Annotated in this window: 27 protein-coding genes and 1 tRNA gene; 16 read left to right on the top strand and 12 right to left on the bottom strand. The window is 58.3% G+C overall.

All coding sequences use genetic code 11. The annotated features are described in order from the left end of the window. Nucleotides 1-123: 123 nt before the first annotated feature. The 9 genes from DA792_RS10195 (at nucleotide 124) to DA792_RS10155 (ending at nucleotide 8320) form a co-directional block, all read left to right on the top strand. Nucleotides 124-486 carry a hypothetical protein gene (locus tag DA792_RS10195; RefSeq protein ID WP_107719852.1) on the top strand — a complete coding sequence of 121 codons (363 nt, stop codon included), beginning with the start codon at nucleotides 124-126 and terminating at the stop codon, nucleotides 484-486. Beyond that, nucleotides 486-1304: a FliM/FliN family flagellar motor C-terminal domain-containing protein gene (locus tag DA792_RS10190; protein ID WP_107719851.1), complete on the top strand. Its 819-nt coding sequence runs from the start codon at nucleotides 486-488 to the stop codon at nucleotides 1302-1304. Before DA792_RS10195 ends, DA792_RS10190 begins: the two co-directional genes overlap by 1 nt. An 82-nt stretch (nucleotides 1305-1386) precedes the next feature. Next, nucleotides 1387-1722, top strand: a complete 336-nt coding sequence (locus tag DA792_RS10185; protein WP_107719850.1) for a TraR/DksA family transcriptional regulator — start codon at nucleotides 1387-1389, stop codon at nucleotides 1720-1722. 77 nt (nucleotides 1723-1799) lie between these two features. After that, the gene (locus tag DA792_RS10180) at nucleotides 1800-1991 is read left to right on the top strand and encodes a hypothetical protein (RefSeq protein WP_107719849.1); all 192 of its coding nucleotides are present in this window, start codon (nucleotides 1800-1802) and stop codon (nucleotides 1989-1991) included. Between the two features lie 41 nt (nucleotides 1992-2032). Next, the gene (locus DA792_RS10175; protein ID WP_107719848.1) at nucleotides 2033-2257 is read left to right on the top strand and encodes a hypothetical protein; all 225 of its coding nucleotides are present in this window, start codon (nucleotides 2033-2035) and stop codon (nucleotides 2255-2257) included. 223 nt (nucleotides 2258-2480) lie between these two features. Then, nucleotides 2481-4565, top strand: coding sequence for an enoyl-CoA hydratase-related protein (locus DA792_RS10170; protein WP_107719847.1), 2085 nt, complete (start codon nucleotides 2481-2483; stop codon nucleotides 4563-4565). 514 nt (nucleotides 4566-5079) lie between these two features. Next, nucleotides 5080-5460 carry an XdhC family protein gene (locus tag DA792_RS10165; RefSeq protein ID WP_107719846.1) on the top strand — a complete coding sequence of 127 codons (381 nt, stop codon included), beginning with the start codon at nucleotides 5080-5082 and terminating at the stop codon, nucleotides 5458-5460. Further along, the gene (locus tag DA792_RS10160) at nucleotides 5457-6428 is read left to right on the top strand and encodes a molybdopterin biosynthesis protein (RefSeq protein WP_159075240.1); all 972 of its coding nucleotides are present in this window, start codon (nucleotides 5457-5459) and stop codon (nucleotides 6426-6428) included. The genes DA792_RS10165 and DA792_RS10160 overlap by 4 nt, the downstream gene beginning before the upstream one ends. Before the next feature lie 209 nt (nucleotides 6429-6637). After that, nucleotides 6638-8320 (top strand): putative transporter, encoded by a 1683-nt coding sequence (locus DA792_RS10155; RefSeq protein ID WP_107719844.1) that lies wholly within the window; start codon nucleotides 6638-6640, stop codon nucleotides 8318-8320. Here DA792_RS10155 and DA792_RS10150 read toward each other — a convergent pair. After that, nucleotides 8317-8925, bottom strand: a complete 609-nt coding sequence (locus DA792_RS10150; RefSeq protein ID WP_107719843.1) for an SAM-dependent methyltransferase — start codon at nucleotides 8923-8925, stop codon at nucleotides 8317-8319. The two genes, DA792_RS10155 and DA792_RS10150, sit on opposite strands and share 4 nt — an antisense overlap. 78 nt (nucleotides 8926-9003) lie before the next feature. After that, entirely contained in the window at nucleotides 9004-9498 is a 495-nt protein-coding gene (gene infC, locus DA792_RS10145) for a translation initiation factor IF-3 (RefSeq protein ID WP_439099394.1), read from the bottom strand. A gap of 279 nt (nucleotides 9499-9777) precedes the next feature. Here infC and DA792_RS10140 point away from each other — a divergent pair, with 279 nt between their 5' ends. Beyond that, on the top strand, nucleotides 9778-10545 hold the full coding sequence (locus DA792_RS10140; protein ID WP_107719841.1) for a translation initiation factor 3: 768 nt from the start codon (nucleotides 9778-9780) through the stop codon (nucleotides 10543-10545). A gap of 141 nt (nucleotides 10546-10686) precedes the next feature. Here DA792_RS10140 and DA792_RS10135 read toward each other — a convergent pair whose 3' ends face one another. The 5 genes from DA792_RS10135 to DA792_RS10115 all read right to left on the bottom strand — a co-directional run bounded on the left by DA792_RS10135 (nucleotide 10687) and on the right by DA792_RS10115 (nucleotide 14760). After that, nucleotides 10687-11565 carry a ferredoxin--NADP reductase gene (locus tag DA792_RS10135; RefSeq protein WP_254679673.1) on the bottom strand — a complete coding sequence of 293 codons (879 nt, stop codon included), beginning with the start codon at nucleotides 11563-11565 and terminating at the stop codon, nucleotides 10687-10689. A 92-nt stretch (nucleotides 11566-11657) separates the two neighbouring features. After that, nucleotides 11658-12032, bottom strand: a complete 375-nt coding sequence (locus DA792_RS10130; RefSeq protein ID WP_107719840.1) for a DUF934 domain-containing protein — start codon at nucleotides 12030-12032, stop codon at nucleotides 11658-11660. Then, complete coding sequence (locus DA792_RS10125; RefSeq protein ID WP_107719839.1) at nucleotides 12029-12796, bottom strand: phosphoadenylyl-sulfate reductase; 768 nt, start codon at nucleotides 12794-12796, stop codon at nucleotides 12029-12031. Before DA792_RS10125 ends, DA792_RS10130 begins: the two co-directional genes overlap by 4 nt. Next, nucleotides 12786-14456, bottom strand: coding sequence for a nitrite/sulfite reductase (locus DA792_RS10120; RefSeq protein ID WP_107719838.1), 1671 nt, complete (start codon nucleotides 14454-14456; stop codon nucleotides 12786-12788). The genes DA792_RS10125 and DA792_RS10120 overlap by 11 nt, the downstream gene beginning before the upstream one ends. Beyond that, complete coding sequence (locus tag DA792_RS10115; protein ID WP_107719837.1) at nucleotides 14449-14760, bottom strand: DUF2849 domain-containing protein; 312 nt, start codon at nucleotides 14758-14760, stop codon at nucleotides 14449-14451. The genes DA792_RS10120 and DA792_RS10115 overlap by 8 nt, the downstream gene beginning before the upstream one ends. A 173-nt stretch (nucleotides 14761-14933) precedes the next feature. Between DA792_RS10115 and DA792_RS10110 the strand changes: the two genes are divergently transcribed. Continuing rightward, nucleotides 14934-15395 (top strand): Lrp/AsnC family transcriptional regulator, encoded by a 462-nt coding sequence (locus tag DA792_RS10110; protein WP_009573459.1) that lies wholly within the window; start codon nucleotides 14934-14936, stop codon nucleotides 15393-15395. A gap of 80 nt (nucleotides 15396-15475) precedes the next feature. Here DA792_RS10110 and trpE read toward each other — a convergent pair whose 3' ends face one another. The 3 genes from trpE to DA792_RS10095 form a co-directional block, all read right to left on the bottom strand. Then, nucleotides 15476-16990 (bottom strand): anthranilate synthase component I, encoded by a 1515-nt coding sequence (gene trpE / locus DA792_RS10105; protein WP_107719836.1) that lies wholly within the window; start codon nucleotides 16988-16990, stop codon nucleotides 15476-15478. A 52-nt stretch (nucleotides 16991-17042) separates the two neighbouring features. Beyond that, on the bottom strand, nucleotides 17043-18908 hold the full coding sequence (locus tag DA792_RS10100) for a SurA N-terminal domain-containing protein (protein ID WP_107719835.1): 1866 nt from the start codon (nucleotides 18906-18908) through the stop codon (nucleotides 17043-17045). Nucleotides 18909-18996: 88 nt separating this feature from the next. Next, nucleotides 18997-20181, bottom strand: coding sequence for an aminotransferase (locus tag DA792_RS10095; RefSeq protein ID WP_439099393.1), 1185 nt, complete (start codon nucleotides 20179-20181; stop codon nucleotides 18997-18999). A gap of 336 nt (nucleotides 20182-20517) precedes the next feature. Here DA792_RS10095 and DA792_RS10090 point away from each other — a divergent pair, with 336 nt between their 5' ends. Further along, nucleotides 20518-20805 (top strand): hypothetical protein, encoded by a 288-nt coding sequence (locus DA792_RS10090; RefSeq protein WP_107719833.1) that lies wholly within the window; start codon nucleotides 20518-20520, stop codon nucleotides 20803-20805. Nucleotides 20806-20819: 14 nt separating this feature from the next. Here DA792_RS10090 and gpt read toward each other — a convergent pair whose 3' ends face one another. Continuing rightward, entirely contained in the window at nucleotides 20820-21323 is a 504-nt protein-coding gene (gene gpt, locus DA792_RS10085; protein ID WP_107719832.1) for a xanthine phosphoribosyltransferase, read from the bottom strand. A 209-nt stretch (nucleotides 21324-21532) separates the two neighbouring features. Beyond that, nucleotides 21533-22336, bottom strand: coding sequence for an enoyl-ACP reductase FabI (gene fabI / locus DA792_RS10080; RefSeq protein ID WP_107719831.1), 804 nt, complete (start codon nucleotides 22334-22336; stop codon nucleotides 21533-21535). 192 nt (nucleotides 22337-22528) lie between these two features. On the opposite strand from fabI, the gene pdxH reads away from it, so the two are divergent. The 4 genes from pdxH to DA792_RS10060 all read left to right on the top strand — a co-directional run bounded on the left by pdxH (nucleotide 22529) and on the right by DA792_RS10060 (nucleotide 24520). Next, a complete protein-coding gene (gene pdxH / locus DA792_RS10075; RefSeq protein ID WP_107719830.1) occupies nucleotides 22529-23134 on the top strand; it encodes a pyridoxamine 5'-phosphate oxidase in 606 nt (201 codons plus the stop codon). 170 nt (nucleotides 23135-23304) lie between these two features. Beyond that, nucleotides 23305-23859 carry a cold-shock protein gene (locus DA792_RS10070; protein ID WP_107719829.1) on the top strand — a complete coding sequence of 185 codons (555 nt, stop codon included), beginning with the start codon at nucleotides 23305-23307 and terminating at the stop codon, nucleotides 23857-23859. After that, nucleotides 23852-24361: a DUF192 domain-containing protein gene (locus DA792_RS10065; protein ID WP_439099389.1), complete on the top strand. Its 510-nt coding sequence runs from the start codon at nucleotides 23852-23854 to the stop codon at nucleotides 24359-24361. The genes DA792_RS10070 and DA792_RS10065 overlap by 8 nt, the downstream gene beginning before the upstream one ends. Before the next feature lie 82 nt (nucleotides 24362-24443). After that, a tRNA-Pro gene (locus tag DA792_RS10060) sits at nucleotides 24444-24520 on the top strand. The last annotated feature ends 430 nt before the right edge of the window (nucleotides 24521-24950 follow it).

Genomic DNA, 24950 nt, shown 5'->3' with positions numbered 1-24950 from the left:
AAAACCATGTGGCCGGGGTGAAAACGGCGGTTTCGGGCGAAAAGATTAACGGAATAAACCCTTTGTTTACCGTGTGCATGCACAACTGAGGCGGATTGAAACCGGGACATTTGATGCACCACCATGTCTGACGCAGACATCATTTCCGCGATGCGCCGCAAAGCGGGCGTTGGCCGCCCGCCGCCGGACGTTCAACCGATGTCGCCCGCAAAGGCGCTGCGCCTTGCTGCGGCGAAGGCGGCGGAGGATGCGATTGGTCTGGTGATGCAGGTCACCAATGTGATCGAGGAACGCAGTTCGATTTTGCGCCTGCCCGATCAATTGCCCGAATATGCGCTGTTGTCGCTTTTGGAGGGGCCGGACAATGCCTATGGCTTGGCGGTGTTTGATCGCAATGTGATCTCTGCCGTGGTCGAACAACAAACCACCGGCAAAGTGTTGAAACTCCCCCCGAAGAGCGCGCGCCCACCGCGACAGATGCGGTGATGTGTACCGAAATCACCGATCACATCCTGTCCCTGTTTGAAACCAACATCGCCGAGGTGGCTGATCCTCCCGATGTCGCCGGGTTCCGTGTCGCCGCGCAATTGCGCGAGGCGCGTTCCATTTCGATTGCGTTCGATGATGTGCCGTACCGGGTGTACCGTATCTCCGTGTCGCTTGGGCGCAGCGTGCGCGAGGGCGAAATCTTGTTGGTCTTTCCTTTTGCGCGCGCCACGCCCAAACCCGTCCCCGGCGCGCCCAATGATTTTGGCCGCGATTTTCAGGCGGTTGTGATGAAATCGGAGGCGCGCCTTGATACGGTTTTGCACCGGATCCGTATGCCCTTGGCCGATGTGATGTCGCTTGAGGCGGGGATGGTCTTGTCGATCCCGCGCTCTGCTGTGTCCAAGGTCGAATTGCGCGCCGATGATCGCCTCGTCAGTCGGGCGCAATTGGGCCAGATCAACGGCAAACGCGCCGTGCGCCTGATATTTATGACCGAAGAAGATGACGATCCGTTGGAGGCACCTTATGGCTCAGAGGCGGGCGGGTTTGGCGATATGGGTGCACTGTCGGGCGGCTCTGAGTTCCCGGCACTCTCGAATGGGCTTGGCGATATGGGAGACCTGCCATCGCTTGGTGATTTGCCCGCAATGGGGGATATCGGAGATATGGACAACATGGGCGACGTGCCCCCGATGGGGGATTTGCCGCCGCTTGGGGATTTTCCGGCCATGGGAGATATGAGTGGGGAGATGGGCGAGCTGCCGGATTTAGGGGATTTCCCGGCCATGGGCGACTTGCCGACGTTTGATGACTAGGGCAAAGCGGTCCGCCTGTTGATGTGCATCAATGCACGCGATGTGATTTGGGCGGATGCTGATCTTCCAAGGAGGACCGCACATGCTAGACCTTGTTCAAAGACAAACGCAATTGCTGCAACGCAAAGACGAATTGCTTCAAAGATTGCAGGATATCGAAACGGAGTTGGACGCTCATCAGTCGAAAGACTGGGCCGAACTGGCGACCGAACGCGAGAGCGATGAGGTGCTTGAAGGCATGGGGGTCTCTGGAAAACTCGAACTGGCGATGATTGAAGCAGCACTTCAGCGCATTTCTGCCGGGAATTACGGATTTTGCGCCGCCTGCGGCGAAGAAATCAGCGAAAAACGTTTGGATGTGTTACCCTATACACCTGTGTGCAAAGACTGCGCCGCGCGCAACGCCGAACACAAATGATCCGCCGCATCACGCGCGCTTGAGCGGGCGCGGGGTGTGAAATGTTCCAAGGACGCCTATATTCGGGAGGACGACACGTGCCCAATTCACCAAAAAGCGACGCCGAGATTGACCGCATCGTCGATGATCTGGTCAAAGATGAAGACACCGCAGCCGTGTTGAAAGACAAGCTGCATCATACGTTCTCCGAACCGCCCGCGGCCACTTATGCCAGCGCCGAGGCGACAGAGGAGGATGATGACGATATGTGGGACAATTTGCCGGTCTAAGCGGATCGGCGCGAGCGCCCTGTTCGAGAAAGGACATGACAATGGCATTCGAAGCCCTCAAAGCTCAAGCCTATATGATTTTGAACGAAATTTCGGCCCAGCCTGAGGATCGTCATGTGCTGCAAGAGCGCTTGCGTGAAACGCTTTCGGAATTGTCGGCGCTCGGCCTGCCTTTGCCCGAAGATTTGGTGCGCTTGGAGGCCGAGTTAGAAGACAGCTCTGCCGACGATCTTTATCCGACGCGTGCCGAAACCACTGAGGGCTAAGTCTTCTGCGCCGAGGCTAAACTGACACGCGCCATGCCTCCTGCGGGGGGCGATCACGCCCCGCAAGAGCCCGAAACAAAAGGGTTCTTGCTTTCTCGTCCTGCTCTCCTCCATTATAACGACAAGCTGTGGATAAGCTGTGGATACATTCGGGTTTAGGCCCAGATCCACGGAACACAAAAATGGCTTTTGGTGTTCGGGGCAAGGCGTAAGGGGGTGTGTGATGCGTGAGGGGCAGAGTGTAGACGTGGCGCAGGGCGAGAGCCTCGCAGGTGAAATGGTGCAGGTCCGCCGCGACGGTGCGGTCGCCGTGCTGCGCCTGTCACGTCCGCCGGTCAATACGATCACCGATGCCATGCGATTGGCACTGTTCACGGCCATTGAGGACGCGGACCATGACCCCGATGTGCACGCCATTGTCGTGGCGGGTGAGGGGGCGTCTTTCTGTACCGGCTATGCCCCCGACGCCCTGTCGCATATCGAGGCCGCGCCGACGTTAAACACCCTATGTGACCGGATCGAGGCCTGTGGCAAACCCGTTGTCGCGGCCCTGCATGGCTCAACGCTTGAGGCCGGATTGGCCTTGGCTATGGCGGCGCATTACCGGGTGATGGGGCGGGCTGCGCGGTTGGGCGCGCCGGAAGTGTCCTTTGGCCTCGTGCCCGGCGGTGGTGTGACCCAACGGTTGCCCAGATTGGCTGGTGCGGATGCGGCGTTGGCGCTCCTGCTCTCGGGTCGGCCAATTGACGGTGTGCAAGCGCAAAAACTCGGCCTTGTCGATGAATTGGTGCAAAAAAAGGTTGGTGATGAGGCCGTGGCCTTTGCTCACCACTTGGTTGAGAGCAAAAAGGGGCCACGCCCCAGCCGTGATGTCACCCGAGGCATGGCCGATGGTGCGCGCTTCCTGACTGAGATTGCGGCGCGACGGATGGAAATTCGCGGGGCGCGTATTGAGGCGCCAAAACATATCGTTGACTGTGTCGAAGCCGCGCTGATGATGCCCTTTGATGCGGGGGTCTGGCGCGAACAAGCCGCGCGAGAGGACTGTTTTGCCTCGCCGCAATCCAATGCCCTCCGGCATGCGTATTTGGCCGAAAGACAGGCGGCGCGGCTGAGTGGGGTGGACGGGGTTGAGCCCGCCGAGGTCGTCACCCTTGGGATTGTCGGCACCGGAACTTTGGCGCTTGGGATTGCGGTCGCGGCCTTGGATCATGGGTTTCATGTTCGCCTTTTGGGCAATGGCGCTGATCAATTGGTCGTTGTCCAAAACCGGATTGAGGCCGCCTATACCCGTGCGGCGCAACAGGGCCAGATCAGCCCCGAGCTGCGCGATGCCAGAGTGGCCGCCTTCACGGCCAGTGCGCGTGTTGATAGCCTCGCCGCCGCCGATCTGGTGATCGAGGCGACCCAAGGCAATGCGGCGACGCGTGGGCGTCTTTTGGCCCGGGTCGAAGAGTTTTTGCCCGAAGATGTGGTTTTGGCCACGGTCGCGGATCGCGGATTCGACGTGATGGCCCGCGATTTGGCCCATCCTGAACGGTTTTTGGGCCTGCATTTCTTTGCCCCGGCACAGATGATCCGCGTGGTCGAATTGGCGCATTCCGACGGGGTGGCCCCGAAAGCTTTGGCAACGGCCCATGGGTTTTTGCGTCGCCTCGGCAAAATCCCGGTAACCGTCTCTGCCACGGATGGTTTGATTGCCAATGTGGTGCAAGAGGCGGGATGGGCCGCCGTGGATGTGGCGTTGTTGATGGGCGCGCGCCCGGCACAGATTGATCAGGCGATGCGGGCCTATGGATTTCCTGCCGGACCCTGCGAGGCCATGGATGCGCTGGGGCTGAGCTACATGACCGGCGCTGTGGCGCAATATTTGGCCGAGAAAGGGCGCGGAGGCAAAGCCACGGGGGCCGGATTTTACGATTATGTTGACGGGGCAGGGCCTGACGACAGTCGCGCAGAGGCGCTTTTGGCCGAACTCAGAGCGGACGGCGGTATCCCCGCCTTGGCGCTGAGTGACACCGATATTGTCGAACGGATCATTTTGGCCGAAGCCAACGCGGGCGCGCGTCTTTTGGAGCGCGGCGTGGTGGCGCGTCCGGTGGACATCGACGTGGTGATGATGATCGCGAAAGGCTATCCGCGCTGGCGCGGCGGACCGATGCAATCGGCAGATGCGATGGGGATTGTGGCGGCGGAAAAACGGCTCTTGGCCTTTGCCAAGGCGGCCCCTGACATTTGGGCCCCTGCGACAATCTGGCGCGCGTTGTTTAAAAATGGCGACCGTTTCGAAAAATTAAACCAAATCTGAGGCTTGTCTGCCGATTTTTGGGGAAATTCAGGGGGTTTTCGCCCGGTAGAAGCGTCTTTTTACGGATCTGCGCGAGGTCAATATCAGGCCTGAAAACGCATTTGATGCAGATCAAAGTTTTCGCAACCGCAGCGTCCTATCACGTTTTTGAGCGCAGAGGTTCACGTCCGCAGTCAGACAGTTGGACCCCTGCATTCCTCCCGCGGACTCTCCTTCCGATCGTCCGCGCCGTATCCTGCCTTTTGTGCGTGGGCAGAATACTTTACTGGCGTCGCAGGGATGCGTTTCTCCTGCGACGCCTCTTTTTCTTTCCCACCCCCGTTCATCTGCTCCGAAGAGCACGCCGTTAGCCATCCATGCGCCCCCCATCTGGACACAGGCCCCTGTGGCGTTAGAGTCGTCTCTATGTTGATCGTTTCCACCGCCGCGTTGAGGAGCCAAGTGTGACCATGCTCTCCGATCCCCTCGTTCCCGTAGATCCCGCCTGTGATGTGGTCTGTGACAGCGCACTTGCGTGGCTCCGCGCCGGGGGGGCGCGGTTTTGGCCACGGTGATCGAATTCTGGGGCCGTGCGCCGCGCCCGCTCGGCAATCAGCTTGTCGCCTCAGGCAAAAGTCAGAGCACCGGGGACGATTGGCCGGGCGCCGCGCTTTTGGCGCATGGGCTGGATGGGCGCGCCGGGGTGATCTCCGCGCTGCGTTCGGACAGGCTTTATATTGGCGCTTTGGGACCGATCCGACCCGATGCCAAATGTGCGCTCAAAGGGGCTGGGGGGAGTGAGGCGCAAATCGCGCGTCTGCATGCCCCTGTCGGTCTGGGTCTGCGCGCCCAAAGTCCGGCGGAAATTGTCATCTCGATCCTCGCGCAGGTGATCCAAGTGTTGAGGCGGCCATGATGTTTGGACGCCGCCCGGTGCGCGCCGCCAAGGGCACGATTTTAGCGCGATCTGTGAGTTTTAAGGCCGGAGGGCGGTTGGATGCGGGGTGTCTGCTTGGACCGACAGAGATTGCTGCGCTGGTCATGGCTGGTGTGGGCGAGGTCACCGTGGCCGAGCTTGATCCGCATGATGTGGCGCAAGACGAGGTGGCACGCCGGGTCAGTGCGGCGATGGTGCCTCTGCCCAGTGATGCCAATTTGGATTTGGGGCGTCCCAGCGCGGGTGCGGTGCAGATCACGGCGACTTGCGCTGGGGTTTTGGGCCTCGATACCGCCGGGATCACTCGGATGAACCGGGTCGATGAGGGGGTGGCCGTCGCCACCCTGCCGCAGTTCCACCGCGTCGCCAAAGGCGATGTCGTTGCCACGGTTCGGGTCATTCCCTACGGGGTCAAACGCTCGGCACTCTCAAAAGTGATTGAGGACGCCCATGACACGATCCGGGTGCGCGCCGTTTTGGCCGAAACCGCGAGCCTCATTCAAACCGTGATTGGCGGCGACGGCGGGGCCGCCAAAGGCGAGGCTTTTTTGCGGGTGCGATTGGACCGATTGGGCGTGCATTTGATCGAAACCTTAGTGGTGCCACACCGCGAAGAGGCACTGGCCGAAGCGCTTTTAAGTGCGCGCGGCGAGGTGGTGTTTGTCTTGACCGCGGTGGAGACGGTGGATCGCGGTGATGTCGCGCCTGAGGCGGTAAAGCAGGCGGGCGGTGTGATCACGCGCTTCGGTTTGCCGGTCGACCCCGGTGCGCGGTTTTTCGCGGGCGGGCTTGGGGCTGTGCCAATTTTGGGCCTGCCGGGAGGTGCCCGCGATCCCGCTATGACCGGAGTGGATCGGTTGGTGGATCGGTTGCTGTGTGGCGTGAGCATCACCGATGAGGACATCGCGCAGATGGGGGTTGGCGGCCTGTCCTCATCGGACGTTTGACAGGGTAAACTCACAGCTAAAGGCGCAGAAAACGGCAGGTCGCGCCTGATTGCGCCTTAAAAAGCGTCGCTGAGAGCGCAGCTGTGGCTTGGCACACAAGGCCGTTATGCATTTGCAGAAAATTGATACATATCACTTACAAGTGACCCTGCGCGGCGCAGTGTCGCGGCCAATCGCATCTCGACCGTTTGATTCAGAAAGTTAGGCCCATGTCTCTCCCCCTTTCCGATGTCGCCCTCACCACGCTCGCTCTGGCCTTGGCCGGGGCGTTTGGTTTGCTCTTTGGAAAACTTCAATTCCGCAAGATCGGGTTGGGCATTGGTGGGGTGCTGTTTTCGGGCATTCTGATTGGCCACTTCGCCTCGAAAGCCGGGATCAGCTTTGACAGCGATGTCATGCATTTCGTCCGTGAATTGGGGCTGATCCTGTTCGTTTACACCATCGGCATTCAGGTCGGCCCAAGCTTTTTCGCCTCTTTTGCCAAATCCGGCCTGCGCTTTAACCTTGCCGCCATCGGCATCGTTTTGGCCGGTGTGGCGGTGACTTTGATGATTTATGCGCTCACGGATCTGCCGCTTCCGGTGTTGATGGGGGTTATGTCGGGGGCTGTGACCAACACGCCGGGGCTTGGGGCGGCGCAACAGGCGCTTGGTGAATTGGGCCTGCCGGCCTCCGAAGTTGGCTTTGCCGGAATGGGCTATGCGATGGCCTATCCTTTTGGCATCATTGGTATCTTGATCTCAATGTTTGCGGTGCGCTTTCTCTTTGGCATCAATGTCGAGCGCGAAGAAGAGGCCTATAAACTGGAGACCAAAAGCGGTGAGGCGGCTTTGCCCGCGCTCAATCTTGAGGTCACCAACCAGAACCTTGAAGGCGTGCGGCTCGGTGATGTGCCTGATCTATTTGATCAGGGCGTTGTCGCCTCGCGGATGAAATCGGGCGGTGAATTGATTGTGCCGACGCGCGACACCGTGCTGCATCTGGGCGATTGCCTTCATATGGTTGGACCTGCCGAAAAATTGGCGGCGATGAAACTGATCATGGGGCGCGAGATTGATACGCCGTTGACCACCAAAGGCACCAAATTGACATGGGCGCGCATCGTGGTGACCAAGGATAAAATCCTCGGCAAATCCTTGCGTGAATTGGCGTTGGTTGAGGCGCGCGGCGTGACCGTGTCGCGGATCAACCGTGCGGGCGTCGAACTTCCGGCGCAGGCGTCGTCGTCATTGGCTTTTGGCGATATCGTCACGGTTGTCGGCTCAAAACCCGACATTGATGCGGTGGCCACAGAGCTGGGCAATGAACATGCGCGGCTGCAAGAGGTGCAATTCCCAGCCCTGTTTTTCGGCATCGCTTTGGGGGTTATTTTGGGGTCGATCCCGCTGGCCGTGCCGGGCCTGTCGGCACCGCTGAAACTTGGCCTCGCGGGCGGGCCGTTGATGGCCGCGATTGTTTTAGGGCGGTTGGGTCATTGGGGACCGTTCACATGGTATATGCCGCCCGCCGCCAACCACGCGCTGCGCGAATTTGGCATCGTGTTGTTTTTGGCTGTGGTCGGCATCGTCGCCGGGGATCGGTTCTTTGACACGTTGCTGCATGGCGACGGCATTGCGTGGATGGGCTATGGTATCACCATCACGCTCCTGCCGCTGATCCTTGTTGGCGTCATCGCGCGGGTGTTTGGCAAGTTCAATTACCTCAGCCTCTGCGGCGTTTTGGCCGGGTCGATGACCGATCCACCCGCCTTGGCCTTTGCCGTGTCGATGAGCAAAACCGGGGCGGCGTCGGTGGCCTATGTGTCGGTTTACCCGCTGGTGATGTTCTTGCGCATCTTGGCGCCCCAGATCCTGATTTTGATCTTGGCAGGTGCCGGGGCGGGGGCGTTTTAACCCGTCCCCTTAGGTTTTTGCGCGATAAAGTCGATGAGGGCCGAGTGGCCGACATGGCCGTGGCCCTCATTCACATGCATCTCAAAGGCGCGGTTCTCGAGGATGTCATAGCCTTCAAAAGCCTGCGCCAACATGGCCTCGGTGTACATATTCTCCACCTTGCCGGGGCCGCCCGTGCCGTATTCGACCTGTTTTGGCGTATAGCCATGGATCATCACCCGGCCGCCGGGGGCAAGGGCGCGATCAAATTGGGTAAACAGTTCGGCGCGCTGTTCCGGCCCGATGAATTGAATGTAAATCGCCACAATCAGATCAAAAGGACGGTCCCAATCCCAATCCTCAATCCCGGTTTGATGGTAGCCCACGCGCACGCCACGCCGCTTCGCCAGAGCGCGCGCTTTGGCCAGAGCGGGCGCGGAGGGGTCAAACGCCGTCACATCCAAACCCCGTTCGGCCAACCACACCGAATTGCGGCCTTCGCCATCGGCGACGCAGAGCACGCGGGCCTCTTTGGGCAGTTGCGCCAGATGACGCGGTAAAAACGCAGCGGGCGCGGTGCCAAACACATACTCCGGTTGGTCGTAACGCTGATCCCAAAAGCTCATTTTGCACCTATCTTGCTACAAAAAACCCCCGATGTTTTCACAGCGGGGGCTTTCAAAACTCACGTTAGACGCAACGCCTCACTTCGGCAACGGTCCGATCATCATGACCATTTGACGGCCTTCCATCTTCGGCATGTTTTCGATCTTGCCGATGGCTTTGGTGTCCTCTGCCACACGTTCCAAAAGAATACGCCCCAAATCCTGGTGCGCCATTTCACGGCCACGGAAGCGCAACGTCACTTTGACCTTGTCGCCGTTCTCAAGGAACTTGACGACATTGCGCATTTTGACGTCGTAGTCATGCACATCGGTGCCGGGACGGAATTTGACTTCCTTGATCTCGATGATCTTTTGCTTTTTGCGTGCTTCGGATTCACGTTTCTGCTGTTCATATTTGAACTTGCCGAAATCCATGATCTTACAGACCGGCGGTTCCGCGTTTGGCGAAATTTCCACGAGGTCGAGACCAGCCTCAATGGCCATCTCCAGCGCACGGGACGGTGTGACGACACCAACGTTTTCACCCTCAGCGCCGATCAGGCGGATTTCCGGCGACCGGATGCGTTCGTTGATACGAGGTCCGGTGTCACGGGTCGGCGGGGCGTTATGCGGTCTGCGGGCTATGGTAAGCTCCTATAAGTCGTTGCAATTCATGTCGCGTGAAAATAAGGCGAAACCTTGCCATATTCAACCCAATATCGGCGTCTTCTTGCACAGAAGGCGACAGGGGGCGGACATGGGGCGTTGATGGGGAAAAACCCGGGAACTGGCCCCTTTTCTTTGTACCTGTGTCATGGCATACGCCAGCTATCCGGGAAACCATAATTCCCCGTCAATGGTGAGGACTACTATATGACCAATCGTTTTGTAACCGGCGCGCTGATCACTGGCTTGGCCCTGTCTCTTGCAGCGTGCAAAGAAGAAGAAAAAGCCGCTGAAACCACAACCGAGAGCACCAGCTCCGTTGTTGAACAGGTCTCTGAAGCCGCCTCCGACGCAGCCGATGCAACCACCGAAGCGGTGACTGATGCAGCGGATGCGGCTGTTGACGCGGCCTCCGAGGCCGTTGATGCGGCCACTGACGCGGCCGAAGCCGCAGGCGAAGGCGCGGCAGACGCAGCCTCCGAAGCTGCAACTGCTGCGATGGACGCCGCTCAAAAAGCGAAAGACATGGCGACTGAAGCCGCAGAAGGTGCCAAAGATATGGCGACCGAAGCTGCGGAAGGGACCAAAGACATGGCCGCGGATGCCGTTGAAGGCGCAAAGGATATGGTGTCTGGCGGTACTGAGACAGCCGCTGACGCCGCTGCTGATGCGGCAGACACTGCCGAAGCTGCCGTTGAAACAGCAAATGACGCGGCCGCCGATGCGGTTGAAGCCGCTGCAGACACAGCAGAAGCTGCAGGCGACGCGGTTGAAACCGCAACCGATGACATGGCGACCCCTGAGGCGCTGACCGTTGAGGGCTTCGATCTTGAAAAAGCCAAAGCGCTGGTCAACGAATCGTCGCTCGACGCAACAGCCAAAGCCACCATCACCACGGCGATGACTCAGGCGCAAAACAACCCGGAATTGCTTGGCGCAATTTTGGAAAAAGCGCGCACGCTGCTTGGCATGTAAGCCAGACGTGATCTGATCACAGGGCCGCGCAGGGGAGACTTTGCGCGGTTTTTTTATGTCCGCTCACCGGGCACCTGCGCATGAAAAAGCCCGCGCTCATCTCTGAGGCGGGCTTTCGCATTTGGATCGCTCTGGTGTGGATCAGTCGACAAAAGCCTTTTCGACCACATATTCTTTCGGTTCGGAATTGGCCCCTTCGCGCAGGCCAAAGCCATCAAGGATTTTCATGATGTCTTTGTTAAACGCCAGATTGCCACAGACCATGCCACGGTCATTTTCCGGGCACAGCGGCGGGATGCCGAGGTCTTCGAACACTTTGCCAGAGGCCAGATTGTCGGTGACGCGGCCCATGTGATGGAACTCTTCGCGGGTCGTCGTCGGGTAATACCGCAGCTTGCCGTCCTCGATTTCGGAGAGGATTTCGTCGGATTTGATATGCGCGACCAGTTGCCGACCATATTCCAACTCAGACACCTCACGACAGGTGTGCATCAAGATGACTTCTTCAAACTTTTCATAGACTTCCGGTTCGCGCATCAGCGACGCAAACGGTGCAATCCCGGTGCCTGTGGCAAACATCCATAGCCGTTTTCCCGGCAAAAGCGCGTCCACGACGAGGGTGCCCACGGGTTTTGGGCGCAGGATGATCTCATCCCCCGGTTCGATATGTTGAAGCCGCGACGTCAGCGGGCCGTCTTGCACCTTGATCGAATAGAATTCCAATTCCTCATCCCAAGAGGGAGAGGCGATGGAATAAGCGCGCAGCAGCGGTTTTTGTTTGCCGGTCTTCGGGTCTGGGTCGTTCATCAGCCCGATCATCACGAATTCGCCGGACCGGAACCGCAGCGTTTGCGGTCGCTCAACCTTAAAGGAGAACAGGCGGTCGTTCCAATGTTTGACCTCGGTCACCTTGGCGGCGTCGGGCAGGGTGGGAACGGCTTTCGCTTTTACGTCGGTTGCTGTTTGGGTCGCGGATGTGTCTGTCACTGGGGTGTCTGCCACTTGCATTTGCTCGGTCATGTCTGTCTCTCGCACCGTCTTAACGAATATGGTGGATGTCTCTTTGATCCACATCAGATGAACGGGGCGAACCTCAGCCCCCTTTTGGCCCTTTACGCCCGGCCACGCAAGCGCGACTGGTAATCGCCCGCCTGCCAATCGGCGCGGGCCAACCATTGCGCCTCGTCTTGGCGGGCGGCCAGATCATCGGCAATCTCCACCTCATCAAAGCCCGCCCGCCGCGCCATAGCGTATTGATCGGCAATCACATGGCCCGCCGCGCGCAACCGTCCGGTGAAGCCTTTGAGCCGCAAAAGCCGCGCCAGTGTAAAGCCGCGCCCGTCAGAAAAGCTCGGGAAAGCAATGCGGATTGCGTCGGCACCGGCATATTGCGCGAGGGTTTCGGGTGTTGTGTCAGAGGCCAGATCAAGCCAGTCCCCGGTGAAATCTTCGGCGACAAAGCCGCCGTCTTGGACGAGTTGCGTCATGCTGCATCTCCTTTGAGGGGGCCGCGCACGAATTTTCCGTCCACGAAATGTATCCCGCATTCTGTTTTCTCTTCATCGCGCCAACGTCCAGCGCGCGGATCTTCGCCCTCTTTGACCGGCGATGTGCAGGGGGCACAGCCGATCGAGGGATAGCCTTTTGCCACCAAGGGGTGACGCGGCAGGCGGTTGTTGATCATGTAATCCTGCAAATCGCTTGGCGCCCAATAGGCCAGAGGATTGATTTTGATCCGCGTGTCCAACTCGTTTTCAAAGAAATCGAGACTGGCGCGGGTGGCCCCCTGAAACCGTTTGCGCCCGGTGATCCACGCGTCAAAGCCCCCCAGCGCGTCTTGCAGCGGTTGGGTTTTACGCAGGTCACAGCAAGCATCTTTGTTGCTTTGATGCAGGATGCCTTCGGGATCATGGGCGTCCAATTTGGCCCGCGAGGGACGAATGCGCCGCACATCGCGCAGATCGAGCCGGTCGATCAGGTCGAGCTGATAGTCGATGGTTTCCTGAAACAACATTTCCGTGTCGATGAACACCACCGGCGTGTCCGGTTTCATCACCGAAATCATATGCAACAACACCACGGATTCCGCGCCAAAAGAGGACACAAGCGCGATCCGCCCAAGCTCACGGTCTCGCAAAGCCAGTTCCAACACCGACGTCGCCGAATGGTGTTTGTAGCGCGCGTTCAGGCGGTCGACACGGGTGTCCACCGTGCCGAATTCCTGTTTCAAAAGCGTGGCCTCATGCGGCATTGGCTTTTTCCTCTTTGGCCGGATAGAGCGCCGCTTTGAACGGGGCCAGCCCCAAGCGACGGTAGGCGGCAAGGAAGGTTTCCTCAGGCCCATCACGCAGATCGAGATAGCTCAACAAGATACGCTCAATCGCGGGCACAATCTCGTCATAGGCAAAGCCCGGACCCGTGCGATCCCCGATCACCATGTCTTCGGTGCCGTCCCCGCCCAGTGTGATCTGATAATTCTCAACGCCTGCGCGGTCCAAACCCAGGATGCCGATATGGCCAACGTGGTGGTGGCCACAGGCGTTGATGCAGCCGGAGATTTTGATTTTGAGCGCACCGATGTCATGTTCGAGTTTCAGCTCTTCAAACCGGGTGGCAATGCCTTGGGCCACCGGGATCGCGCGCGCTGTGGCCAGCGCGCAATAATCCATGCCGGGGCAGGCGATGATGTCGCTCACCAGACCCACGTTGGCCGTGGCCAGATCAAACGCCTTGAGCGCGGCGTGCAGCGCCGGCAGGTTGGATTTATGCACATGCGGTAGGATGACGTTTTGCTCATGCGAAATGCGCAGTTCGTCATGGGCGTAATCCCGCGCGATTTGCGCCAAGGCGCGCATCTGATCCGCCGTTGCATCGCCTGGCGTTTGGCCCGGTTTTTTCAGTGAGACGGTGACAATGGCATAGCCCTCGGCCTTATGCGCCGCCAAATTGGTGTCGGCCCAAGCGCGAAACACCGGGTCGGCCTCATAGGCACGGGTGTAGGCCTCAATCGGTTTGTCGGCAAACATTGGCGGCACAAAATGCCCCTCAATCTCGCGCAGCATCTCCATGTCGATCCCGCCAAATGTCGGTTTGATCGCGGCAAACCGCTCTTCCACACGGGCGCGGATGTCGTCAATCCCGTGTTCATGAACGGTGATTTTGATCCGGGCTTTGTATTTGTTGTCGCGCCGCCCCAAGAGGTTCCAAACAGAGACCGTGGCCTCCAAATAGGGCAGGAGATCGTCAAAGGTGACAAACTCTTTCAAGGTCTTGCCGACCATCGGCGTGCGGCCAAGCCCGCCACCGACGATGATCTCCGCCCCCAATACGCCATCTTGACGTTTGAGCACGAGACCGATGTCATGTGCGCGCACCACGGCGCGATCTGCCGCCGCGCCTGTCACGGCGACTTTGAATTTACGCGGCAAGAACTGGAATTCCGGGTGATCGGTCGACCATTGGCGAATGAGTTCCGCCACAGGGCGCGGATCGGCAACCTCATCGGCGGAAGCACCCGCAAAATGGTCGGCGGTGACATTGCGAATGGTGTTGCCCGAGGTCTGGATCGCATGCATTTCAACATCCGCGAGATCCGAGAGAATCGCAGGCACATCCGGCAATTTTGGCCAGTTGTATTGGATGTTTTGACGGGTGGTGAAATGGCCATACCCGCGATCATATTTTTCCGCGATATGCGCCAGTTGATCCATTTGATCGGGGTTCAGCGTCCCGTATGGGATCGCCACGCGCAGCATATAGGCGTGAAGTTGCAGATAGAGCCCGTTCATCAAGCGCAGCGGACGGAATTCCTCCTCGGAGAGGCTGCCGTCGATGCGGCGGGCGACCTGCGCGGAGAATTGTTCCACACGGTTGCGCACAAAGCTTTCGTCGAAATCGTTGTACTTATACATTTGCCCGTGCTCCTGTTTCTTGTTTGCCGTGGGGGTAATTCGAGGGGCCTGTGCGGCGGAACTCTTCGCGAAAATGGGTTGGCTCCGGGCCATGTTCGCCCTCCGCGGCATCCGTCAAATAGGCACCCACGGCCATCCCGTCCTTTTGCGCCTCGGCCAGCATCTCATCTGCGCGCACGGCGTCAAAAATCAACGCGGCCTGCGCGAGCGCGCGCACCCAATCCCCACTCGCAGAGCGGTAAATCACATCCCCTTCCAAAAGGGCGTTGGCCGTGATGACTTTGGGCGTAAAAGGGCGCGACATGGGACATTCCTTGCGAGACGGTTGGCGAGGGCATTGGTTTCGACTTGCGATTTCTGTCTCTATATTTAGAACATTGTCCTAAGTTTATGCTATGGTGCGGCGTCAATAAGGATGTTTGTTCCAATATGAGACCCGCGCCGGGTCTTCATTCCAAGATCAAGAGGAAAACCGAAATGCCAGTCCAACTCGACGCGATGGATCGGAAAATCCTGAGCGAACTGCAACAGGATGCCAGCCAATCTTTGGACGAAATTGCCCGAAAAGTCGGCTCATCCAAGACGCCGGTGTGGAATCGCATTCGCAAAATGCGCGAAGGTGGCGTGATTGGCCAGCAAACCGTGATCCTCGACCCTGAGAGCCTTGGACTCGAGGCCTGTTTCTTTGTTTTGGTCAAAACCAACGCCCACGAAGCCGGGTGGCAGGAGACGTTTTTACAGGTGCTCAAACGCCGCCCCGAGGTCTTGGAGGCGCATCGTTTGGCAGGGGAGATTGATTATATCCTCAAAGTCCGGGTCAAAAACGCCAAGGCCTATGATGAGTTTTACCAAGCCCTGATCCAAGAGGTCTCGATCTATAACGTCACGGCGCTCTTATCTATGGAAGAGATCAAATCGACGACCGAACTGCCGCTCTAGTTTCATTGCAGTGACAAATACTCAGACGCGGTGCCGTTTGAGTATTTAGATCACGGTCAAGAAGATCACGCTCACGAGGTTCAGCGATTGCCGGAGCTTGTGAACATCCCGGCATCCTCGGCCGCTTTGCGCAGGGCGTTGGATTTGTTGACGGTTTCTTGATACTCGCCCTCGGGGTCTGAATCATAGACCACGCCGCCGCCCGCTTGGATGTAAAGTTTTTCGTCCTTCAAAACGGCTGTGCGCAGCGCGATGCACATGTCCATGTCGCCGCCTGCGGAGAAATACCCCACGCCGCCGCCATAGACGCCGCGTTTTTCGGGCTCCAACTCGTCGATGATTTCCATCGCACGCACTTTTGGCGCGCCGGACACGGTGCCTGCGGGCAGGCCCGCCAAGAGGGCAGAGAGCGCGTCTTCGTCCTCGCGCAGCTCGCCCACGACATTGGAAACGATGTGCATGACGTGGGAATAGCGTTCAATGATGAATTCTTCGGTCGGGCGCACCGTGCCGATTTTCGACACTTTGCCAGTGTCATTGCGGCCCAAATCCAACAGCATTAAATGTTCGGCCAGCTCCTTTTGATCGGAGAGCAAATCCAGTTCCAGCGCCTTGTCTTCTTCCGGGGTTGCGCCGCGTTTACGGGTGCCTGCGATCGGACGGATGGTCACTTCGCCTTCAAAGACGCGGACCAAAATTTCGGGCGACGCACCGATGATTTGAAAGCCGCCAAAGTTGAAAAAGAACATAAACGGCGAGGGGTTGGTGCGGCGCAACGACCGGTAAAGCGAGAAGGGCGGCAGCGGAAACTCTTGGGTCCAGCGCTGTGCGGGAACGACTTGGAAAATATCGCCCGCGGTGATGTACTCTTTCGCCTTTTCAACGGCTTGTTTGTAGCCCTCGTGGGTAAAATTCGACTGTGGCGCGGGGGAGACGAAGCTCTCGCCCAGATCGTGGCTGGTCTCAGAGGGCGCGCGTTCGAGATCGCGCAGCGCGTCCATCACCCGTTCGGCGGCCTGCGCATAGGCGGCTTTGGCGGATTGGCCTGAGCCGACCCACGCCGGCGACACCACGGTGACCTCGCCTTTGACCCCGTCCAACACGGCCACAACCGAAGGGCGCATCAACACCGCATCAGGCAGGCCGATCGGGTCAGGGTTCACATTGGGCAGATGTTCGACCAGACGGATCATGTCATAGCCGAGATAACCGAAAAGACCCGAAGCCGAGGCCGGAAGCTCGGCTGGCAGGTCGATTTTGCTCTCCGCGATCAGCGCCCGCAGCGAGGCCAAAGGATCGAGATCCGAGGGGGTGTAGCTGTCCGGGTCAAAGCGCGCATTGCGGTTGAGCGCGGCTGTCGTGCCATCGCATTTCCAGATCAGATCGGGTTTCAGGCCGATGATGGAATAGCGCCCGCGCACCTCGCCGCCGGTGACCGATTCAAGGATGAAACTGTCGGTGCGCGCGCCCGCGAGTTTGAGCATGATTGACACGGGCGTGTCGAGATCGGCGGCCACTTTGGCGTACACCACCTGATTGAGCCCAGCGTCAAAAGCGGCCTCGAAGGTGGAGAAGGCGGGGATAAGCGTGGCCATGTCTGTCGTCTTTCTCGTCTGTCTGCCCGCCGTTGTAGGATGGCAACGGCGCTTATTGGATTTGGCTGTGCACTGCGGTCAGGGCGGGTTCATTGACGGTCACGCCGTCGCGCAGGCGCAGCGCATTGGAGAAGGCGGCAATCACGTCTTGGGCCGCGCCTTGAGCGGCAGAGGTGATGTAGCCATCGGCAATGGCGCTGTTTTCGTCGGTCTTGGCGGGGGCATCGACCTTGTCGATTTTGGCAATGACCACGCGGCCTTGGCCGGGGATCAAGGTGGTGCCGCCAAGCGTCAGACCGGGGGCAAACACGGCGTCGATAAAGCCCGCAGGCATCGAGGCGATGTTGCCCTGACGGGTGATCGCTTCAAAGCTTTCGGCTTCCAGACCCAGTTCGGTGATTGGCGTGCCCGCCGCCACATCGGTTTCAAGCGCTTCGGCGCGGGTGGTCAAAAGCGTTGCGATGGCATCGCGCTCCCAGTCGGCAGAGACTTGGTCGCGAACCTCATCCAGAGGACGCACAGCAGAGGGCACAATCGCGTCCAGACGCATGGCAAACACGCCACCATCACCCAGTTCCATGATCGCCGGGTAGTCGTCGAGGCTGAGGGCCGCAACGGCGTCTTTGAACGCGGTATAGGCGGCAATCCCGCCTTCGCTTTCGGGTGTCCAATCCATCGTGCCCAGTTCCATCTGCGTGGCCTCGGCCAAATCTTCAAGCGTCATGCCCTCGGCCAGATCATTGTCAAAGGCTTCGATTTGATCGGCAATCAGGCGCGCCGCCGCGTCGGCGGCCATTTCCACGGCCAAATCATCGCGGGCCTCTTCAAAGGAAACCTCGGTCCCGGCCAATGTGCCGTTGACCCGGTACAGCGCCGGGCCCAGATCGGACATCACCGGACCGGCAACGCCCGTGCCCTCAAGGGCAAACACGGCGGTGGCGGCGGCAGAGGACAGATCATCGGCGGAAACATCGCCCATATCGACGTCAATCAAATCAAGGCCACGCGCAGCGACTTCGTCCTCGAATGCGGTTTCGCCGGATGCAATGCGATCAGCCGCCGCTTGGGCGTCCTCTTGCGAGCCAAACACCAGACGCTCGACAAGGCGGCGTTCGGGTTGAACATAAGAGGCAATGTTGTCGTTATAGAGTTTGCGCAGGGCGGTTTCATCCAGCTCAACCTCATCGGTCAACATCGCAGGCGTCAACCACGCATAGGTCACTTTGCGGGCCTCGGGCGCGGTATAGGCGTCCGGGTGGGCGTCATACCACGCTTGGATGTCCGCATCAGAGGCGATCGGTGTGCCGGTTTCAAGGTCGGCAACCGTGAGGGTCGCGACCGAAATGGTGCGCCGTTCGCCGAGCCAATCGACCACGACTTGGCCGTAGGAGGGCGGCATGGTGATGCCTGTGGCCAAAGCGCCGGTCAAAATAGCGCGGGCCGAATCTTTACGCAGGCCCGCCTCAAAGGTTTTGCCATCAAGATTGTTGCGCGCCAGCATCTCTTTGTAGGTGTCGGTGTTGAATTTGCCATCAAACCCTTTGAACGCATCCATCGCCAAGAGGTCGCGACGCACCGCGTCGTCGCCAACAGAAATGCCGATGCGCGCGGTTTCATTGTCAAGCGCGGCCTGATCCAAGAGCTGGTTCAGAACCTGTTGCGACAGACCAAAGGACAACGCCTGTTGCACGGTGATGTCTTGGCCGGTCTGACTTTCAATCGCACGAATTTGGTTTTGCAGCGCATTGGCATAGGCGGTGGGGGTGATGTCTTCATCGCCAACACGGGCCACACGGGTGACGCTGCCACCGAAATTCGCCGTGCCAAATCCACCCAAACCGATGATCAGAAGGCCTAAAACCCCCCAAACCACCATTTTCGTGCCAGATTGCTTACCGGTGCCTTTGCCGTGCGCCATATGCGTTTTTCTCCCTTAAAGGTTGGCAAAGTGTCTAGGCGCTCACGGCAGGCTTCGCAAGCCGGATCACAATGAAATTTACCGCCCGTTAGGGAGCGATTTGGGCCAGTCTTTCAAAAAGCGTCTGAATACCGGCGCGGTCAATATTGGCAAAGGCGATGCGCAATTGGTGTTCGGCGCGCGCGTCGCCTTCGGGCATGAAGGTGACGCCGGGCAGGAGCAGAATGGACGCGTGTTTGACCAGCCAGGGCGCAAGTTCAGAGGACGGCATCGCAAACGGGTGTTCGACATAGGCGAAAAAGGCGCCACATCCCAGGAGGTTCCAGCCCTTTGCCGCAAGGGCCGGGAAGCCGTCATAAATCGCGGCACGTCGGTCGAGAATTTCGGCGCGTTCACCCGCGACCCACTGGCTGAGGTTTTGCATCCCCCAAAGTGCTGCGCGTTGGCCGATTTGATTGGGGCAAATCGCGACGGTGTCGAGGTATTTTTCGACCTGTGTCAGGCGGTCTGGCGAGGCAATCAGCGCACCAACGCGGTGGCCGGTGAGGCGGAAGGCTTTGGAGAACGAATAGAGATGCACCAATGTGTCGTGCCAATCGGGTTGGCGGAACAGGTGATGCGGCACCTCTGAGCGGCTGTCAAAATCACGATAGGTCTCATCGAGCACCAAGGCGATGCGATGTTCGCGGGCGAGGGCATAGAATTTGGTCAGCAATTCGGCCGGATATTCAACGCCGCCGGGATTGTTGGGGGTGATCAACACAATGGCGCGGGTGCGCGGGGTGATCAGCCGGGCCGCCGCCTCCAAATTCGGCAAAAGATCGTCGCCAGTGGCCAAGGGCACAGCATGGACCCCCGACATATCGCACCACATTTTATGGTTGAAATACCAAGGCGTTGGCAGAATGACCTCATCGCCTGCTGCGGCGAGGGTCGACATGACGGCGGTGAAGGCTTGGTTGCAGCCGGAGGTGATGGCGACCTCTGAAGCCTCGATTTTGGCGTGATAGGCGGCGGACCATTGACTGGCGATTTCGGAGCGCAGCGCCGGTAGACCCAACACGGGCCCATAAAGATGCGCCTCGACGTCCTCCACGGCGATCCGGGCGATCTCTTGGCGCAAGGCCAAAGGTGGCGCAGCGATGGGGGCGGCTTGCGAAACGTTGATCAGCGGACGGTCCGCCGGAAAAGTGATGCCCTCGACCCACTCTTTGGCTGCAATGATCGGCGAACGAAAGGTGCGGGACATTGGAGCGGCGAGGGGCAGGGGCAAAGGCATCGTGAGATCTCCTGAGTGAGGGCTTGGCGTGTCAAAGCTAGGCAGGTTCCACGCGCACTACAATTGCAGAAACGCTCACAGGGGGGGGGAGCGCGAGGGGCGCGGCGCGCGACCAGTTATTTTTGTGACCTCAAATGCGACAAGGTGCTGAAAAAAAAGGCTTTCACTAAGGCGTGATGCAGAGAATGGCGGGTTTTCACCCGTCGTTAACCAAATCGCCCTTTTGATTGTTTCAATGGAGGCAGAGAGCCCCATGTGAAAAAAACACGTGAATAAGGCGGCAACGCCAAGGGCCGAATGAGGTCGATGTCGAAAGGTGAGGTTTGCCCTATGGAGCAGATGAAAAATCAGGCGCTGATTGCGGATTTAAAAGCGGCGCTTTTGAGCGCACAAGAGGGGCAAACGGTACAGGCAGAGGCCATGACGGATCGCATCCGCGAGCGGTCCTATGAGGTTGAGCTGCGGTTGGCGGGCTATATGATCCGGTCCGCCTGTGGCGCGATTGACGGGGTCCTGCGCAGTATGGACTTGGACAACAGCGTGGCGTTCGCCTTGCATGAGATCGAAAAGCTGGAGCGTGTGGTGCGCCAGCTTTCACCTCAATCCACCGCGGCGTGAATTCGGCCTAAACCTTAGTCCCGGCCGCGGTACGGCTGAACATATTGCAGTGCCATATCCCAAGGGAAGAAAATCCATGTGTCTTGCGACACTTCGGTGATGAATGTGTCGACCTGTGGCCGCCCTGCGGGTTTGGCGTAAACGGTGGCGAATTGCGCGTTTGGATAGAGTTCGCGCACCAGTTTTAGGGTTTTGCCGCTGTCCACCAGATCGTCGATGATCAAAATTCCGGTGCCATCGCCCATCATATCCTTGTCGGGGGCCTTCAACACCACCGCTTCGGATTGGTCTTGGTGATCGTAGGATTTGACCGAGATCGTGTCGACGGTACGAATGTCCAATTCGCGCGCGATGATCATCGCCGGGGCCATGCCGCCACGTGTGATCGCCACAACAGCCCGCCAAGCGCCGTCATCCGGCCCCTTGCCATCCAATCGCCACGCCAGCGCCCGGCTGTCGCGATGGATCTGGTCCCAACTGATGTGAAACCCTTTTTCATGCGGCAAACGATCGGACATTTCAAAATCCTTTGATGAGGACGGAGTTGATGGGGTGGTGTTTAGATTGGCGTCTTTTTTGCCGCGAAAATCGCGCCACCACAATCTCTTACAGCGGGGTTTCTTAAAAAACTGCGAAAAAGAGTGTGGAAACTGCTCGCGCACGACGCGAGTATAACGCGAAACGGAGGCCGAAGCCCCCGTTTCAGTGTCGGTCTTGAGAGGGCCATTTAGCCCTTGGTGATGTCCGGCGCGTCCACCGCCTTCATGCCAACGACATGATAGCCGGCATCAACGTGGTGGGTTTCGCCGGTCACGCCCGAAGACAGGTCCGACAAAAGATACAGCGCGGAGCCGCCGACATCATCAATGGTCACATTGCGGCGCAGCGGCGAGTTGTATTCGTTCCACTTCATAATGTAGCGGAAATCACCAATACCGGAGGCGGCCAGCGTTTTGATCGGCCCGGCGGAGATCGAATTGACCCGGATACCGTCTTTGCCCAAATCCTCGGCCAAATAGCGCACGGAGGCCTCAAGCGCGGCTTTGGCCACGCCCATGACATTGTAATGCGGCATGATCCGTTCGGCACCATAATAGGTCATGGTGATCATCGACCCGCCATCCACCATCAATTTCGCGGCGCGTTGGGCCACGGCGGTGAAGGAATAGACGGAAATGTCCATGGTCAGGTTGAAATTGGCGCGGGTGGTGTCGACGTAGCGGCCGCGCAATTCGGCTTTGTCGGAGAATCCAATGGCGTGGACGATGAAATCCAATTTGCCCCATTTCGCCTCGATGGCAGCAAACAGCGCATCGACCGAGGCCTCATCGGACACATCGCATTCGACGACGAAATCTGAGCCCAGCCGTTCAGCCAGCGGATCAACCCGCTTTTTCAACTGTTCACCTTGATAAGAAAAACACAGCTCTGCGCCATGGTCTGCCAAGGCTTGTGCGATGCCCCAGGCGATCGACTTGTCATTGGCAAGCCCCATGATCAGGCCCCGCTTTCCATCCATCAGTTTGGTCATATTTGGCCCTCACCTGTGTAGAATTCGTGTTGGAAAGTGCTTTAGGGCTTTTGCGCAAACCTAGCAAGTCTGGGGGGTATAAATTCGTGACGCGGCGTCAAAATCCGTCATTATGGTCCCAAATGCCGATTGGGCGCGGTCTTGTTGTGTCGCTCACAAAGGGCTATCCACGAGGCAAAGAGGAGATGAGCCATGGTGCCGCGTAAAGGTATTTTTGCAGGGGACGATCCGTTTGAGATTGCGCGTCAGTGGCTCAAAGCGGCTGAGGCCAAAGAGATCAATGATCCCAATGCGATGGCCATTGCCACGGTCGATCCTGACGGGTTGCCGAATGTGCGAATGGTGTTGCTCAAAGAGATTGCGGATGATGCGTTCGTGTTTTTCACCAATTATGAAAGCGCTAAGGGTCAAGAGGTCGATGCCTCTGGAAAAGCCGCTTTTGTCATGCATTGGAAGAGTTTGCGGCGACAAATCCGTGTGCGCGGTTTGGTGACACGTGAAAGCGACGCCGCCTCTGATGCCTATTACACGTCGCGGGCTTTGGGGTCGCGGATCGGGGCTTGGGCGTCCAAACAATCGCGGCCCTTGGCATCTAAAACGGCGCTGATGGAAGCGGTCGCCAAAGAGGGAATAAAACATGGCCCAAATCCGAAACGTCCGCCGTTTTGGGGCGGCTATCGGATCACGCCGCTTGAGATCGAATTTTGGGCCGATGGCGAATTTCGCCTGCATGATCGGTTCAAGTGGATGCGCGCAAATGACGGAGAGGCGTGGACCGTTGAACGTCTGAACCCGTGACAGATGAGCCGATTGATCGAAGGGAAAACGACCGATTGATCAAAAAGACAGGTCATGCAGGTCTTGAACCTTTGTCGTCTTTGCCTCAGGGTCTGCCGCAGGGATGAGGGGCGAAAGCCCCGCTAAATGCGGGTTGGTGCGTAGGCGCCGCCCCTTTTGAGTGTGGAAATATGAACGATACGGACTTGGAAAAGGTTGTATCGGGCCATGTCAAATGGTTCGATCCAACGCGTGGATTTGGGTTTGTGGTCTCCGATGAAGGTGGACCCGATATTTTGTTGCACGCAAATGTTTTGCGTAATTTCGGCCAAAGCTCGGTGGCAGATGCCGCTTTGATCCGCTTGTCTGTCCAAGTGACCGAACGCGGCGTTCAGGCGATTGAGGTTTTGGGCATTGAGCCCCCCATCCAGTCTGATGGACCGTTGCTTGAAGATCTCGAACAGGTGGACGGGGGCGGGTTTGACCTGCCGTTGGAGCCTGCGCGGGTGAAGTGGTTCGATAAGGGCAAAGGCTTTGGGTTTGCCAATGTGTTTGGTCGCCCCGAAGATGTGTTTATTCATATCGAGGTGCTGCGTCGGTCCGGTCTTGCCGATCTGATGCCTGGCGAGGCTATTGGGCTTCGGGTGATCGACGGGCGGCGCGGCCGGATGGCGGCGCATGTGACCGCCTGGGATCACGCGGTGGAAGAGAGTGGTGATGCCGAGACCGTGGACTGCGATGCATAAACAGAACGCGACCTTTTCTAAGGTCGCGTTGTTCTGTGGTCTGATGCTGCTCCCACTGGGGGCTTTGGCGTCTGACACTGCTGCGCCCATATCGACCGGGTGTCGTGTGGATGAGGTGATTTTATCTGGTCCCTCTGTGTCGGCGCGCTTTAGTGTCGAACTGGCTGATGATGCGGGCGAGCGGGCGCTTGGGTTGATGAACCGGCCCGAGATGGCGCGGTCTCATGGCATGCTCTTTGTCTATGACAAACCCGGTCCCGTGGCCTTTTGGATGGCGAATACGCTGATCCCTCTTGATATGATTTTTGTTGATCGCCGTGGCGTGATCTCAAAGGTGCATGAGCGGGCAGTGCCGTTGGATCGCACGCCGATCTCGGGCGGGAACGCGGTCTTTGCGGTGCTTGAAATCAATGGCGGGCTGGCCCGTGCGATGGGGATCTCGGTTGGCGATGTTTTGCGCCATCCGGCCTTTGGCTCCGAGGCCGCAGATCCCTGTTATTGAGTGCAGAATGAATAAAGGTTTCACTTTGCGCAGAAAACGTCTTTTCATCGGGCGCAGAGCAGGGTAGGAACCGCAACACGGTCGGGGCGTGGCGCAGCCTGGTAGCGCACCTGTTTTGGGTACAGGGGGTCGGAAGTTCGAATCTTCTCGCCCCGACCATTTTTCTCTGAGAGACATAGCCCTTTGGGGCAACACCGTTTGTTAGAGCGTGGGGCGCATCTGCGCTCCTTTTTCGTTTGGGCCTCCTGTTGATGCGGGCGTGGCCGATTTCTGCCCTCTGCACAGTTTTGAGCTCCGATTTGATTCGGATTCTGTGTGGCAGCATATCTTTCAATCTAAAGATGAGTTTTTAGCGCCGTATGCTGCGTTAAAAGTGCATATTTTCCCTTAAACGCTGGTGAATGGCTGCTTTCTGCACCTGCGAAAGCTGCGGAGTGGCACAATATGTAGTGTGCTGGCTATTTGTGCAGATGATCCTGTACGTTCGCGCATGGCTATTTTTTTTGCACCCGAGACTTATCCACAAATGCTCGTGTTATTTGTTAACGCATTTGGCGAAACCTATGGGAAACAAAGGAAAAACTATTAA

The sequence above is a fragment of the Celeribacter baekdonensis genome, from assembly GCF_003047105.1.
GTDB classification, from domain to species: Bacteria; Pseudomonadota; Alphaproteobacteria; order Rhodobacterales; family Rhodobacteraceae; genus Celeribacter; species Celeribacter baekdonensis_B.
The sequence above is the reverse complement of the archived record's forward strand: the minus strand, read 5'-3'. Positions and strand labels throughout refer to the sequence as shown.

Coding starts and splice junctions, on each gene's coding strand:
- DA792_RS10195 (WP_107719852.1), top strand. CDS start 124: ATGTCTGACGCAGACATCATTTCCGCGATGCGCCGCAAAGCGGGCGTT.
- DA792_RS10190 (WP_107719851.1), top strand. CDS start 486: ATGTGTACCGAAATCACCGATCACATCCTGTCCCTGTTTGAAACCAAC.
- DA792_RS10185 (WP_107719850.1), top strand. CDS start 1,387: ATGCTAGACCTTGTTCAAAGACAAACGCAATTGCTGCAACGCAAAGAC.
- DA792_RS10175 (WP_107719848.1), top strand. CDS start 2,033: ATGGCATTCGAAGCCCTCAAAGCTCAAGCCTATATGATTTTGAACGAA.
- DA792_RS10170 (WP_107719847.1), top strand. CDS start 2,481: ATGCGTGAGGGGCAGAGTGTAGACGTGGCGCAGGGCGAGAGCCTCGCA.
- DA792_RS10160 (WP_159075240.1), top strand. CDS start 5,457: ATGATGTTTGGACGCCGCCCGGTGCGCGCCGCCAAGGGCACGATTTTA.
- DA792_RS10155 (WP_107719844.1), top strand. CDS start 6,638: ATGTCTCTCCCCCTTTCCGATGTCGCCCTCACCACGCTCGCTCTGGCC.
- DA792_RS10150 (WP_107719843.1), bottom strand. CDS start 8,925: ATGAGCTTTTGGGATCAGCGTTACGACCAACCGGAGTATGTGTTTGGC.
- DA792_RS10140 (WP_107719841.1), top strand. CDS start 9,778: ATGACCAATCGTTTTGTAACCGGCGCGCTGATCACTGGCTTGGCCCTG.
- DA792_RS10135 (WP_254679673.1), bottom strand. CDS start 11,565: ATGACCGAGCAAATGCAAGTGGCAGACACCCCAGTGACAGACACATCC.
- DA792_RS10130 (WP_107719840.1), bottom strand. CDS start 12,032: ATGACGCAACTCGTCCAAGACGGCGGCTTTGTCGCCGAAGATTTCACC.
- DA792_RS10125 (WP_107719839.1), bottom strand. CDS start 12,796: ATGCCGCATGAGGCCACGCTTTTGAAACAGGAATTCGGCACGGTGGAC.
- DA792_RS10120 (WP_107719838.1), bottom strand. CDS start 14,456: ATGTATAAGTACAACGATTTCGACGAAAGCTTTGTGCGCAACCGTGTG.
- DA792_RS10115 (WP_107719837.1), bottom strand. CDS start 14,760: ATGTCGCGCCCTTTTACGCCCAAAGTCATCACGGCCAACGCCCTTTTG.
- DA792_RS10110 (WP_009573459.1), top strand. CDS start 14,934: ATGCCAGTCCAACTCGACGCGATGGATCGGAAAATCCTGAGCGAACTG.
- trpE (WP_107719836.1), bottom strand. CDS start 16,990: ATGGCCACGCTTATCCCCGCCTTCTCCACCTTCGAGGCCGCTTTTGAC.
- DA792_RS10100 (WP_107719835.1), bottom strand. CDS start 18,908: ATGGCGCACGGCAAAGGCACCGGTAAGCAATCTGGCACGAAAATGGTG.
- DA792_RS10090 (WP_107719833.1), top strand. CDS start 20,518: ATGGAGCAGATGAAAAATCAGGCGCTGATTGCGGATTTAAAAGCGGCG.
- gpt (WP_107719832.1), bottom strand. CDS start 21,323: ATGTCCGATCGTTTGCCGCATGAAAAAGGGTTTCACATCAGTTGGGAC.
- fabI (WP_107719831.1), bottom strand. CDS start 22,336: ATGACCAAACTGATGGATGGAAAGCGGGGCCTGATCATGGGGCTTGCC.
- pdxH (WP_107719830.1), top strand. CDS start 22,529: ATGGTGCCGCGTAAAGGTATTTTTGCAGGGGACGATCCGTTTGAGATT.
- DA792_RS10070 (WP_107719829.1), top strand. CDS start 23,305: ATGAACGATACGGACTTGGAAAAGGTTGTATCGGGCCATGTCAAATGG.
- DA792_RS10065 (WP_439099389.1), top strand. CDS start 23,852: ATGCATAAACAGAACGCGACCTTTTCTAAGGTCGCGTTGTTCTGTGGT.